This is a genomic window from Parageobacillus sp. G301, assembly GCF_030268025.1.
GTDB classification, from domain to species: domain Bacteria; phylum Bacillota; class Bacilli; order Bacillales; family Anoxybacillaceae; genus Parageobacillus_B; species Parageobacillus_B toebii.
Map to the genome: position 1 here is coordinate 1,672,314 of NZ_BSDB01000001.1, position 12,892 is coordinate 1,685,205.

The 12,892-nt window shown below is 41.5% G+C and carries 13 protein-coding genes; 3 read left to right on the plus strand and 10 right to left on the minus strand.

Going from position 1 to position 12,892, the window contains the following annotated elements; translation table 11 throughout:
* Positions 1-15: 15 nt before the first annotated feature.
* From QSJ37_RS08500 to QSJ37_RS08515, 4 genes are all read right to left on the minus strand, one after another.
* A complete protein-coding gene (locus QSJ37_RS08500) occupies positions 16-738 on the minus strand; it encodes an SDR family oxidoreductase (RefSeq protein ID WP_062756346.1) in 723 nt (240 codons plus the stop codon).
* Between the two features lie 31 nt (positions 739-769).
* Positions 770-2,518: a phospho-sugar mutase gene (locus QSJ37_RS08505; protein ID WP_285754682.1), complete on the minus strand. Its 1,749-nt coding sequence runs from the start codon at positions 2,516-2,518 to the stop codon at positions 770-772.
* A gap of 99 nt (positions 2,519-2,617) precedes the next feature.
* Entirely contained in the window at positions 2,618-3,061 is a 444-nt protein-coding gene (locus tag QSJ37_RS08510) for a CBS domain-containing protein (RefSeq protein WP_285754683.1), read from the minus strand.
* Between the two features lie 105 nt (positions 3,062-3,166).
* Positions 3,167-4,855 carry a glycoside hydrolase family 13 protein gene (locus QSJ37_RS08515; protein WP_285754684.1) on the minus strand — a complete coding sequence of 563 codons (1,689 nt, stop codon included), beginning with the start codon at positions 4,853-4,855 and terminating at the stop codon, positions 3,167-3,169.
* A 147-nt stretch (positions 4,856-5,002) separates the two neighbouring features.
* Here QSJ37_RS08515 and QSJ37_RS08520 point away from each other — a divergent pair, with 147 nt between their 5' ends.
* Together QSJ37_RS08520 and QSJ37_RS08525 are read left to right on the plus strand one after the other, a co-directional pair.
* Positions 5,003-5,437 carry a disulfide formation protein C gene (locus tag QSJ37_RS08520; RefSeq protein ID WP_285754685.1) on the plus strand — a complete coding sequence of 145 codons (435 nt, stop codon included), beginning with the start codon at positions 5,003-5,005 and terminating at the stop codon, positions 5,435-5,437.
* Between the two features lie 2 nt (positions 5,438-5,439).
* Positions 5,440-5,916, plus strand: a complete 477-nt coding sequence (locus QSJ37_RS08525) for a thioredoxin family protein (protein ID WP_285754797.1) — start codon at positions 5,440-5,442, stop codon at positions 5,914-5,916.
* A gap of 31 nt (positions 5,917-5,947) precedes the next feature.
* Here QSJ37_RS08525 and QSJ37_RS08530 read toward each other — a convergent pair whose 3' ends face one another.
* The gene (locus QSJ37_RS08530; RefSeq protein WP_285754686.1) at positions 5,948-6,346 is read right to left on the minus strand and encodes a YhcU family protein; all 399 of its coding nucleotides are present in this window, start codon (positions 6,344-6,346) and stop codon (positions 5,948-5,950) included.
* A 126-nt stretch (positions 6,347-6,472) separates the two neighbouring features.
* Between QSJ37_RS08530 and QSJ37_RS08535 the strand changes: the two genes are divergently transcribed.
* The gene (locus tag QSJ37_RS08535) at positions 6,473-7,387 is read left to right on the plus strand and encodes an RluA family pseudouridine synthase (RefSeq protein ID WP_285754687.1); all 915 of its coding nucleotides are present in this window, start codon (positions 6,473-6,475) and stop codon (positions 7,385-7,387) included.
* A gap of 27 nt (positions 7,388-7,414) precedes the next feature.
* Here the strand turns inward: QSJ37_RS08535 and QSJ37_RS08540 are convergent, their stop codons facing one another.
* The 5 genes from QSJ37_RS08540 to QSJ37_RS08560 all read right to left on the minus strand — a co-directional run bounded on the left by QSJ37_RS08540 (position 7,415) and on the right by QSJ37_RS08560 (position 12,821).
* Positions 7,415-8,761, minus strand: a complete 1,347-nt coding sequence (locus QSJ37_RS08540) for a hemolysin family protein (protein ID WP_285754688.1) — start codon at positions 8,759-8,761, stop codon at positions 7,415-7,417.
* A gap of 60 nt (positions 8,762-8,821) precedes the next feature.
* Complete coding sequence (locus QSJ37_RS08545) at positions 8,822-9,511, minus strand: zinc metallopeptidase (protein ID WP_285754689.1); 690 nt, start codon at positions 9,509-9,511, stop codon at positions 8,822-8,824.
* A 193-nt stretch (positions 9,512-9,704) separates the two neighbouring features.
* On the minus strand, positions 9,705-10,532 hold the full coding sequence (locus QSJ37_RS08550) for an aldo/keto reductase (RefSeq protein ID WP_285754690.1): 828 nt from the start codon (positions 10,530-10,532) through the stop codon (positions 9,705-9,707).
* Between the two features lie 106 nt (positions 10,533-10,638).
* Positions 10,639-11,253 carry an NAD(P)H:quinone oxidoreductase gene (gene wrbA, locus QSJ37_RS08555; protein WP_285754691.1) on the minus strand — a complete coding sequence of 205 codons (615 nt, stop codon included), beginning with the start codon at positions 11,251-11,253 and terminating at the stop codon, positions 10,639-10,641.
* Between the two features lie 302 nt (positions 11,254-11,555).
* Positions 11,556-12,821 (minus strand): dicarboxylate/amino acid:cation symporter, encoded by a 1,266-nt coding sequence (locus QSJ37_RS08560; protein ID WP_285754692.1) that lies wholly within the window; start codon positions 12,819-12,821, stop codon positions 11,556-11,558.
* Between the last annotated feature and the right edge of the window lie 71 nt (positions 12,822-12,892).

Sequence of the window (12,892 nt, forward strand, 5' to 3'; positions counted from 1 at the left end):
ATTGTCTTTTTCGGCTTATGCAATAGGATACTGTTGAATGAGCGGATGAAGGACGATTTCATCGATCAGCATGTGCTTTGGAGCGCTTGCCATATAGACGACTGCTTTGGCGACATCTTCGGCTTTTAGCCAATCGCGTTTTTCCGGAACGCCTTGGACCGAATTGGCGAAGTATGTATCAACCATTCCTGGGTTAATCGTACCAACGCGAATGCCGTATTTTCTTACTTCCTGCGCCAGCGAACCGGAAAATCCTTGAACAGCGTATTTGGTCGCGGTGTATGCCGCTCCGTTCGGAATCGTGTAGCGGCCGACATCGGAAGAAATGGTAATAATCGTTCCCGATTTTCTTTCTTTCATATGCGGAAGCACGGCTTTTACTCCGATGAACACGCCTTGAACATTAACGGCAAAGATACGTTCCCATTCTTCCACAGTTGTCTCTTCCACTTCTTTAAAAAATCCGATCCCTGCATTGTTGACGAGAATATCGATTTGCCCAAACTCTTCTAATACTTCTGTGACCATCTTTTGCATCTGCTGTTCATTGGCAACGTCCACTTGGAACGCCTTCACATAAGAGAATCCTTTTTCTTTCAGCTCTTTTTCCGTTTCATAAACCCCTTCAGAACTTCCCACGAGCGCCAATTTTGCTCCTTGTTCCGCCAATTGAAACGCAATGGCCTTTCCGATTCCTCGAGAAGCTCCTGTGATAATCGCTACTTGGTTTGTTAACATGTGGCATGATCCTTTCCGTTATGTTTATCATTTAAGATAGCGAAGCAGTGCGAAGAAAGTCATGAACTCGTTTCATCACTGCATTGGAAAGTTGTTGCAGCTTTGCTTCACTGTCGGCTAATGACTTCCCTTTCACGCCGAAATATACTTTGATTTTTGGCTCTGTTCCCGAAGGGCGCAAGCAAAACCATGAATCGTCTTCCAGCAAATACTTTAATACGTTGGAAGTCGGAAGTGTAATCATTGTTTTTTCACCAGCCGCAGTATTTACCCGTTCTTTCGTTTTGTAATCCTCGATCACGGTTACTTTTTTTCCTGCTACTTCTACCGGAGGTTCATTGCGGAAAGATGTTAGGATAGCCTGGATTGTTTCCGCACCTTCTCTTCCTTTTAACGTTAATGACTGCTGTCCTTCACGGTAATAGCCGTATTGTTGAAATAATTGCAGCAATCCTTCATATAAAGACATACCCTGTTTTTTATAAAAAGCACATACTTCCACCGCTAATACCGCTGCTTGAACCGCGTCTTTATCACGTACAAAATCACCGATTAAATAGCCGTAGCTTTCCTCATAGCCAAATTGGAACGTATACTGACCGGTTTGTTCATATTCTTTGATTTTTTCGCCGATAAATTTAAATCCTGTTAATGTATCCACCGTATCTAAGCCGAAAGATTGCGCAATCGCGCGGCCAAACTCGGAGGTTACAATCGTTTTTAGCACCACGCCATTTTGCGGCAATATCCCTTTTTCTTTCTTTTGGGATAGCAGGTAATGAAGCAATAAGCCTCCTGTTTGATTTCCGGTCAATACAACATAGTCGCCTTTTTCATTTTTTACGGCAATCCCTAATCGGTCGGCGTCAGGGTCTGTCGCAATTAACAAGTCAGCATTGACTTTTTTGCCGTACTCTATCGCTAACGCAAATGCCGCATGCTCCTCTGGGTTTGGCGATGCAACTGTGGAAAAGTTCGGATCTGGCTGCTCTTGTTCCTCAACAACAAATACATTTCGGTATCCAAGTTCCTTTAACGCGCGGCGAATCGGTTTGTTTGATGTGCCGTGAAGCGGTGTAAAAACGATGTGAATATCGACTTCTTCCGCAAGCTTCGGTTGAAGGGAGACCGTTTTTACAGCGTCAATATAAGCATTGTCCACTTCTTCGCCGATGATTTGAATGAGCCCTTTTTCTTTTAAAATTGCTTCGTCCTCAACATGGATATCAAGTTCATTTTCCACTTCATTGACGTATCGAATCACCGCATCTGCCGTGTCTGGAGGAAGCTGCCCCCCATCTTCTCCATATACTTTATATCCATTATATTCTGGCGGATTATGGCTTGCGGTGATGACGATACCGGAAAATGCATGCAAATAACGAACAGCAAACGAAAGCTCCGGCGTCGGTCTCAGCTCATCAAATACATATGTTTGAATGCCGTGAGTAGCCAATGTTTTCGCTGCTTCCATCGCAAATTCCTGAGACTTATGCCGCGAATCATAGGCAATGACAACACCGCGTTTTTTCGCTTCTTCGCCAAAGGACTCTATGTATCGCGCCAAACCTTCTGATGCTTTCCGAATCGTGTATATGTTCATCCGGTTTGTCCCCGGACCGATTTCTCCCCGCATGCCGCCTGTGCCAAATTCTAAGTTTTTATAAAAACAATCTTCCAGCCATTTCAGGTCGTCTTGACGCTCTGTTAATAAACGCTTTAATTCTTTGTCTAATGATTCATGTGCTAACCATTGTTCATATTTATTTTTCCAATTCACCAAACATCCCTCCCTTTCTTTATGTATTCGTTATCATCATACAATATCCTTCATAAAAGAAAAAGGATGTCTCATAAGTCAGAGACATCCTTCATTTTTTTATCCTTGTGGTTGCGACGGCTCAGAAATGTTTGTCAATGCTTGCCCTGCTGCTTGATCGGAAGCGCTGTTTGTCGCGATATCGCCTAAAGCGACAATTCCTTGAATTTGGTTATTTTCGACAATTGGCAAACGACGAATCTGATGTTGCGCCATCACGCTTGCCGCCTCTTGAACGCTCATATTAGGCGTACCAGTGACTACGCGATTCGTCATTATTTCCGATACAGGAGTGGAAGCTGGATCTTTTCCATGCGCCGATGTACGAAGTGTAATATCACGGTCCGTGATCATTCCTTTTACTTGACCGTTTTCCACTACTGGAAGAGCCCCAATATTTTTTTGGCTCATGATTTGCGCAGCTTCTTGAACTGTTTGGTTAGGAGAAACTGTCGCTACATTTTTCGTCATAACGTCTTGAACTTTGTTGCTGTTGTTATTCATGTGATCCTCCCCTTTCACTGATTATTATGGACGGATTGGCGGGAGGATATAGATAGAAAATAATGTTTGCACCGTTTAGTATTGGCACCGGAAAAAGGAAATGTTTCATGACAAACGGATTTTATATACGCGCGCTTCCCATGGACGCAGGCGAATTTCTTTCAGCTCTTCCGCTTCATTGACATCGTAATTGCTGATAAGCAGCTCTTTTGTTTTGTAGGTGATATCATCCGGAAGCCGGAAAACAGGAGTTTTTTCTGAAAAATTAGTAATAACAATCATCTTTTCATTTCCCAATGTACGTGTGTATGCGTAAATATAAGGGTCGTCTTCCAAAATTAAGTCATATGTTCCATAGACAATAATGTCATGCTGCTTGCGAAGTTGAATTAATTTTTTATAATAATGAAACACCGAATTTGGATCCGCTAAAGCCTCTTTTACGTTGATTTCCTTATAATTTGGATTTACTGGAATCCATGGCGTCCCCGTTGTAAATCCTGCGTTTTCGCTGTCATCCCACTGCATCGGTGTGCGCGCGTTGTCACGCCCTTTATAATAAATTTTCTCCATCACTTTTTGCGGATCTTCACCATATTCTTCCACACGTTCTTTATACATGTTCAACGTTTCAATATCGCGGTAGTATTCAATCGACGGGAAGCGCACATTGGTCATTCCGATCTCTTCACCTTGGTAAATATACGGTGTTCCTTGCATCATATGGAGAAATGTTGCAAGCATTTTCGCCGATTCCACACGATACTTTCCATCATCGCCAAAACGTGAAACAGCGCGTGGCTGATCATGATTGTTTAAGTAAAGACTGTTCCATCCTTTTCCTTCTAGCTCTTTTTGCCATTTTGTCATCGTTTTTTTCAAATCGGCCAACGACCATGGACGAATATCCCATTTTCCTCCAGGTCCGGAATCTAAACCAACATGCTCGAATTGAAACACCATGTTTAACTCATGACGCGATGGGTTGGTATATAAAATTCCCTCTTTTGGTGTGACTCCCGGCGTTTCTCCTACTGTCATAATGTCGTATTTCGACAACACTTCCCGATTCATCTCTTGCAAAAATTCATGAACGCGCGGACCGTTCATAAAATACTTGCTTCCCGAAGCGTATTTCTTCCCTTCCTGCGGTTTTCCGTCCGGTAATTCTGGCACTTTCGAAATCATGTTGATGACATCCATTCGGAAGCCGTCGACGCCTTTATCAAGCCAAAACTTCATTATGTCATACACTTCGCGGCGCACTTTTGGATTTTCCCAGTTTAAATCTGGTTGTTTTTTTGAAAAAAGATGCAAATAATATTCTCCCGTCGTTTCGTCATATTCCCACGCTGAACCGCTAAAATTTGACTCCCAATTGTTCGGTTCCTTTCCATCTTTTCCAGGCCGCCATATATAGTAGTCGCGATACGGATTGTCCTTTGACTTTCTTGATTCGATAAACCACGGATGCTCATCTGATGTATGATTGACGACTAAATCCATCACTAGCTTAATCCCGCGTTTGTGCATTTCCTCAAGCATTTCTTCCCAATCTTCCATCGTACCAAATTCATCCATAATCTCCCGATAATCGCTTATATCATATCCGTTGTCATCATTTGGCGATTTATATACCGGAGATAACCATACAACATCCACGCCAAGTTCTTTTAAATAATCAAGTTTAGCGATAATACCGCGGATATCGCCAATGCCATCCCCGTTGGAATCGTAAAAACTGCGCGGATAAATTTGATACACAACCGCCTCTTTCCACCATGCTCGTTCCAAATTTCTCACCTCTATGTACAGTTGTACACAAGCATTGTACTATAAAATAAAAATAGCGGCTTATATATTTTATTAAAATTTTACATTCTCCTTTTCGTCCAATATAATGAAAATGGCAATAAACATGAGAAATAAGGGGACTACAGGATGAATAACAATGCCAAAACATTGGAAAACGCGCTTATTGGCGCTTGGGGAATTTCATTGATCGCGACGCTTGGAAGTCTTTACTTTTCCGAAATTTTAAAATTTATCCCTTGTGATCTTTGCTGGTTTCAACGCATTTTTATGTATCCACAGGTGATTTTGTTAGGGCTTGCAGTCATTCGGAAAGAATATGGCATCGCTCGCTATAGCCTTGCATTATCCATCATCGGTGGAACGATTTCGCTTTACCATTATGCTCTGCAAAAAATTCCGTTTTTCCAAACCCATGCGATTTCGTGCGGCCGCATCCCTTGCACGGGACAGTACATTAATTGGCTTGGCTTTATTACGATTCCATTTTTAGCGTTAGTTGCATTTTTTCTCATTAGTGTATTAAGCATCTTCATTATTCATAAAGAGAAAGAAGGGAAATGAAGTTGAAAAAGCTCCTTATCTTCGGATCGATTATTGTAGCGCTGTTTGCGGCGATCGCCTTTATCACATCGTATCAGCAAAAACAAGCCGTCAAAAATAATCCTTATCATAAAGAAGAACTTGACCCCGCAACCGTTGCGCAGCTTGATGATCCAAATTATCAAAACATCATTTTGCCGGACGAATTAGAACAGAAGTTAAAAAACAAAGAAACGGTCACCGTCTATTTTTACAGTCCGACTTGTCCGCACTGTAAAAAAACAACTCCGATCGTCGTCCCTTTGGCAAAACAAATGGGCATTGATTTAAAAATGTTTAATTTGCTTGAATTTGAAGATGGATGGGATAAGTACCATATCGATGGAACACCAACCCTTGTTCATTATGAAAAAGGGAAAGAAGTAAAACGAATCGATGGCTATCATGAAAAAGCAGTTTTTCGTGACTGGTTTTCTTCGATTCAACATAGCAATAAATAAGGAGCTCTCCCTGTGATGGACGAGCTCCATTTTACATTAACCAATCGCTTTGCGAAGGCAAATACATGCTGCATGGGTAATGACGCTTGCTCATAAACTGCTCGATCGTAAACGGAAACGTAATACCGTACCGCCTAAGTAATTTGGCGTTCCGCTCAAATAGATCACGATACCGTTCGCAATCTCCGCTTTTTCCTGCATATTCGATCACAGTAATTAACGATTGAAGTGATGAAATAATTTGAAACGCTTCTTTCATCGTTCCATTGTATGTAACGTATTCCCTTGGTAATGAAAGGATTTTTGAATTTTCAAACTTATTAATTTGTTCATCATCAAAATAATAAGGAAAAATGTTTGTGTAAAAATAATTGACCAAATAATTTATATATTCCTCTTGTTCTTGCGTGGCTGCATAAACCATTTTCATGTTCTTACCACCTTTTCGCACTTGCACAACATATTATAAAACGCTACTATGAGTGTATCATATCTGATACATATATTGAGGTAGAAAGTGTTTCCACTGCTTTGAAAATTTTGGAGTGAAATAACGATGTGGTCAAAAAAAGGAGACTGGCTTGAATGCGTCATTCCTTCTTTCTGGGAAGGACGTACGATTGAATCGTTGTTAAAAGAAGTATGGTGCGCCTCTAAAAAGTTAGCTCATCAGCTGCGAATGGAAAAAGGAATCAAGCTCAACGGAAAAGAAGTATCGTGGCAAATGCCATTAAAAGAAAAAGACCGCCTGCAGTTGTATCTTTATAAACCTGAACCTTCCATCATTATTCCTGAATATCGAGAACTTTCCGTTTTATGGGAGGATGAGCATCTCCTTATTATTAATAAAGGCGCTGGAATCGATATCCATCCTTCTGAACCTTCTCAAATAGGGACTTTAGCGAACGCGGTCGCTTTTTATTTACAATCACAGGGGATTTTGACGAAAGTACGGCATGTTCACCGGCTTGATCGTGACACATCGGGAACGATTTTGTTTGCCAAACATACGCTTGCAGGAGCCACGCTTGATCGGATGTTGGAAAAACGGCATATCAAACGGACGTATGTAGCGCTCGTCCATGGCATCCTAAAAAATAAATCAGGAACGATTTCTGCGCCGATTGGACGCGATCGCCATCATCCGACGAGACGCAGAGTTTCGAAAACGGGTGCAAAAGCGGTAACGCACTACCGCGTCTTACATACGTTTCCCGATGAACAAACATCGCTCGTAGAGCTTTCCCTCGATACCGGGCGCACGCATCAAATCCGCGTCCATATGAGTTACATCGGTCATCCGTTAGTCGGAGATGTTCTTTATGGCGGAAAAGACACATTTCATCGACAAGCACTTCACGCCGTTAAACTATCATTTTTGCATCCTTTTACGAACGAAATGATTTCATGCATCGCTCACGTTGATGATTTTCCTGTTGATATCGCTCGGTTTTACATGGATCCACCATAAAAGGCAGACGTCCTATAAACGTCTGCCTTATAAATGCAACTCCTCTTTTTCACTGAGTTCATTATCCGCTGCTCTCTCTTCTTTCTCCTGTTTCACGACTTCTAGCGTCTTCACGTGGTGACCATCCATCTCCTTCACCGTAAACAAGTAATTATCAATTTCGACGCTATCGCCTACTTTAATATCATAATGCTTCGTTAAAATCCATCCTCCAATCGTATCGACATCCTCATCATCAATGGAGAGGCCAAACAAATCGTTCACTTCGCTAATCAGCACTTTCCCGTCGATAATCGTACGTGTTTCATCAATTTTTTGGATCAACGGAATTTCGTCTACATCAAATTCATCTTGAATTTCTCCAACAATTTCTTCTAAAATATCCTCGACAGTAACAAGTCCCGACGTACCGCCATATTCATCGACTAAAATGGCCATGTGGATGCGTTCTTTCTGCATTTTCACAAGCAAATCATGGATCGCGATTGATTCAATCACTTGAATGATTGGGCGGATATAATCTTTCATTTGTTTTTCTTCGGATGGATTTGTCACAAGATCGGTAAACACTTCTTTCACATTAATAAGTCCAAGAACGTGATCTTTATCGCCATCAATAACTGGATAACGAGTATATTTTTCCTCTTTAATAATTTCCAAATTCTCTTTCACGCTTCGATTAATATCGAGTGCTACAATTTCTTTGCGCGGTACCATAATTTCTTTTGCAACCCGATCGTCAAATCGAAAAATATTGTTCACATATCGATATTCCGATTGGTTAATCTCTCCGCTTTTGTAGCTTTCTGATAAAATGAGGCGCAGCTCTTCTTCGGAATGGGCAATTTCATGTTCTGCTGCCGGCTTTAACCCAAACATTCTGGCGACGAGGCGCGCGGAATTGTTGAGCGTCCAAATAAACGGATACATCACTTTATAAAATAAAATAAGCGGTTGGGCTGTAAGCAGCGTAATCGCCTCAGCTTTGTGGATGGCAAACGTTTTTGGAGCCAGCTCGCCGACAACGACGTGAAGAAACGTAATCGTCGAAAAGGCAATAACGAAGGATAAAACGTGCGAAATCGACTCCGATAAATGAATACGTTCAAAAAGCGGTGTTAATATCCGCTCCACCGTCGGTTCACCAAGCCAACCAAGCCCTAGCGATGTAATCGTAATGCCTAATTGGTTCGCCGACAAATAACCATCAAGGTTGGAGATCACCTTTTTGGCAGCAATCGCCCGTTTATTTCCTTCGCTAACTAATTGGTCAATGCGCGAGCTGCGAACTTTGACAATCGCAAATTCCGAAGCTACGAAAAAAGCGGTACATGCAATAAGCAATGCCACCAGCAACAAATTAACTATGTCCAATTGGTTTCCGGACGCAGATAACGCGCCCGGATCACACCTCCTACAGACAGGTTTATATCCTTATTCTTCATTATTGTTACTCTGCGTAAAAATTAAAACGTATTTTAACAATTCTAAAACCGAAATGAGCGTTGCTGCCACATATGTCAATGCGGCCGCTCGCAATACTTTGTTCACGCCACGCTTTTCATCCGGATAAATAATGCCTTCCGCTAACATAAATTTTTTCGCCCGCGAGCTTGCGTTAAACTCTACCGGCAACGTAATGAGTTGAAAAGCGACGGCAAATGAAAAGAAAATAATGCCTAATCCAATTAGCGAAAGCTGTTGGAACAAAAATCCCGCCAACAATAAAAATGGCGCCGCTCCTGATGCAAAGTTTACAATTGGAAACATGCGATGCCGAAGCACTAACGCACCATATGATTGTTGATGTTGTACAGCATGCCCGACTTCGTGCGCGGCAACCGATATGGCAGCAATCGAACGGCCGTAATATACCGGTTCCGATAAACGAACAGTGCGCGAAATCGGATCATAATGGTCCGTTAATCTTCCTGGCACCACTTCGACAGGCACATCATAAAGACCATTGCGGTCCAAAATCATGCGTGCAACTTCCGCGCCTGTTAATCCGGAAGAAGCAGGAACTTGCGACCAAGTGTTGAAATTGCTTGATACTTTAAATTGCGCCCATAGCGAAATGCCAAAGGCAATGAGAATGAGAAAATCCATCGGATGGAATAGCATTGCAGCCCCTCCGTTATTTTTGTATCACATGTAAATGTGTATACTAATATTTATTGTACTTTAACGATCTTTCATACGTCAAATCATACAATTTATGAATGGCTAACAAGAAAAATTGAATACGCCACAAAATTCGTTTTTGCAAAAAAGAGGCTTCTCCACAACGGAAAAACCCCTTTTTCTCGCATCATAATTAAAAATCGAAGTTATCCGGATCTGGTCCGATTCGCTTGTTCAAATTAAGCGCGTCGATCTTTGCCATTTCCTCTGCCGTTAGCTCAAAATCAAAAATATCCGCGTTTTCCTTAATGCGTTGTGGCGTTACGGATTTTGGAATCGTGACAACTTCGTTTTGCAAATCCCAACGAAGGACGACTTGTGCTGGAGTTTTCCCATATTTTTCACCAATTTCCACAAGCGTCGGTTCTTGCAAAATTTCTCCTCTCATCAACGGCGACCATGCTTCAAGCTGAATGCCGTGTTGTTTGCAGAAAGCATGGAGTTCTTTTTGCGTCAAGCGAGGATGATATTCCACCTGATTTACCATCGGTTTAATTTCGCAATCAGCCATTAAATCTTCTAAATGATGAATTTGGAAGTTGCTTACGCCAATTGCCCGGACACGTCCATCTTTATATAGCTTCTCCAACGCTTTATACGTTTCTTTATATTTTCCTTTTACCGGCCAATGCACTAAATATAAATCAACATATTCCAGACCTAACTTTTGCAGGCTCGTTTCAAATGCTTTCAATGTTGTTTCGTATCCTTGATCAGAGTTCCACACTTTTGTCGTAATAAATATTTCTTCGCGCGGAATGCCTGATTCACGTATCGCTTTTCCTACACCTTCTTCGTTTTCATAATATGCCGCAGTGTCTATATGGCGGTAGCCAATTTCTAGAGCGGTGCGCACCGCGTTAATGACTTCTTCTCCATTCTTCACTTTATAAACCCCAAGCCCGATCCACGGCATTTGTACACCATTATGTAACGTAACTCGGTCTTGTAAGTGTTTCATATTTTTCCTCCCTTTTCGAGAATTTGCTTACTTTTATTTTATTATCTTTCCGTACATAAAAAAAGCAAAATATAATGCATAAAAAATGAGGGTAAAAACCCTCATCTTACTGTTGCATTCCATTTTTTATCCATTGCGCAACTTGAACGGTACGGCGCGCTTGATGTTTCACAGCAGCTTCCGCATTTTCTACTATTTTTCCGTTTTGATCGACTGTCACACTCGTTCCGTATGGATTTCCTCCTGCAGCAAAAGCAGATTGATCGGTATATCCAGGCGCTACTACGATCGCACCCCAGTGGTACATTGTTGTATATAGTTGTAAAATGGTTTGTTCTTGGCCGCCATGAGCATTTCCTGCAGATGCCATGGCGCTGACAACTTTATTGGCAAGCTTTCCTTGTGCCCATAATCCGCCGGTTGTATCTAAAAATTGCTTTAATTGCGAAGGAATATTGCCAAAGCGAGTCGGCACGCTGAAAATAATCGCATCCGCCCATTCTAAGTCCTCTAACGTAGCTGTTGGGACATCTTTCGTTGCTTCCGCGTGAGCTTTCCACGCTGGATTTGATTCAATTGCTTCTTTTGGAGCGAGTTCAGGAACTTTTACTACTTTTACTTCTGCCCCTGCTTCCTTCGCCGCTTCTTCCGCCCATTTTGCCAATTGATAGTTCGTACCTGTTGAGCTGTAATAAATAATGGCTAATTTTACATTTTCCATCGTCTATTCTCTCCTTTACACGAATTTTTTCGTGGAAAAAATGAGTGTTTCACAGCCTTGCTGGACTTTCCAATTGTAATTTCTCCATTTTTTTGCATGCCATTCATTATTCAGTAAGACTGTCATAAATACTTAATTCATAAATCTCGAATTCAAGATTTATTATATAAAACAATTAAATTCATTGTCAAATTTTAATAAAATAAAAAATGCTTTTCTGCCATAAGCGGTAAAAATTCGCCCGCCTTCATATGTTGCATCGAACTGGCAGAAAAGCATAGGTGATGTCGAATTGCTAAAGTTTACTTTGCAACAACCATCTTCGTTCTCTCTGTATGTTGTTCTTCAGAAGGATGAAATTCATTTTCCATCTTAGAAACAACAACAGTCGCTACAGCATTGCCAATTAAGTTTGTAATGGCACGAGCTTCCGACATAAAGCGGTCTACGCCAAGCAATAACGCGATTCCTTCTACTGGAATCATCGGGAACGCCGACAAAGTCGCCGCAAGTGTAATAAATCCAGAACCTGTGACCCCTGCTGCACCTTTTGACGTTAACATTAAAATCCCGAGCAACGTAATCTCTTGCCAAATACTTAAGTCGATACCGTAAGCTTGGGCGATAAAAATCGCCGCCATCGAAAGATAAATAGATGTTCCATCGAGGTTAAAGGAATATCCTGTCGGCACAACAAGCCCAACAACTGGCTTCGAACACCCGTATTTTTCAAGACGCTCCATCAGTTTTGGCAATGCCGATTCAGAAGAAGATGTGCCAAGCACAAGCAAAATTTCCTCTTTGATATAAGCAATAAATTTAAAAATATTAAACCCGTAAAACTTCGCGATAAGTCCGAGTACGACAATGATAAATAGCCCCATCGTAATATACACAGAAGCCATTAATTTTCCAAGCGAAAGCAATGAACCGATTCCAAATGTGCCAATCGTATACGCCATCGCACCGAACGCGGCAATTGGCGATACTTTCATGACCATATTAACAACGCCGAAGAAAATATCGGCCAAACGTTCAAATAAGGTAATAACTGGTTTGGCTTTTTCTCCCAACCCCGCCGCAGCAAGGCCGAATAACACGGCAAAGAATAAAATCGGCAATAATTCGCCTTTCGCTAGCGCCCCAACAACGTTATCGGGGATGATGCCAAGCAAAAACTCAATGACGCCGTGATTCACTTCTTCTGCTTGTTTCGTATACTGCGATACATCGCCGCCTTTTACGGCATCAGTATTAAACCCTACCCCAGGTTTAATCAAATTAACGACAATAATTCCGATTGCTAAAGCGAACGTAGTAACAATTTCAAAGTAAATAAGCGCTTTTCCACCGATGCGGCCAACCTTTTTCAAATCCCCCATGTTGCCGATTCCAATTGCGACCGTGAAGAAAATAATCGGCGCAATGACCATTTTAATTAGCTTAATAAATGCATCTGCAAGCACTTTTAATTTTGATCCAAATTCAGGGAATAAAAACCCAACGATAATCCCCAGTATAATTCCAGTAATTACTTGTACGGTTAAGTTTTTAAACTTGCTCCGCATTTCTCCCCTCTCCTTTCACCGTCTTGACAACGCTTTCATTTTACAATTCTTATGTTAAAGTAAAGTTCAGA

Excerpts from the sequence above, each read along its gene's own strand:
- QSJ37_RS08520 (WP_285754685.1), top strand. The coding sequence starts at position 5,003 with ATGAATAACAATGCCAAAACATTGGAAAACGCGCTTATTGGCGCTTGG.
- QSJ37_RS08500 (WP_062756346.1), bottom strand. The coding sequence starts at position 738 with ATGTTAACAAACCAAGTAGCGATTATCACAGGAGCTTCTCGAGGAATC.
- QSJ37_RS08535 (WP_285754687.1), top strand. The coding sequence starts at position 6,473 with ATGTGGTCAAAAAAAGGAGACTGGCTTGAATGCGTCATTCCTTCTTTC.
- QSJ37_RS08545 (WP_285754689.1), bottom strand. The coding sequence starts at position 9,511 with ATGCTATTCCATCCGATGGATTTTCTCATTCTCATTGCCTTTGGCATT.
- QSJ37_RS08530 (WP_285754686.1), bottom strand. The coding sequence starts at position 6,346 with ATGAAAATGGTTTATGCAGCCACGCAAGAACAAGAGGAATATATAAAT.
- QSJ37_RS08560 (WP_285754692.1), bottom strand. The coding sequence starts at position 12,821 with ATGCGGAGCAAGTTTAAAAACTTAACCGTACAAGTAATTACTGGAATT.
- wrbA (WP_285754691.1), bottom strand. The coding sequence starts at position 11,253 with ATGGAAAATGTAAAATTAGCCATTATTTATTACAGCTCAACAGGTACG.
- QSJ37_RS08510 (WP_285754683.1), bottom strand. The coding sequence starts at position 3,061 with ATGAATAACAACAGCAACAAAGTTCAAGACGTTATGACGAAAAATGTA.
- QSJ37_RS08550 (WP_285754690.1), bottom strand. The coding sequence starts at position 10,532 with ATGAAACACTTACAAGACCGAGTTACGTTACATAATGGTGTACAAATG.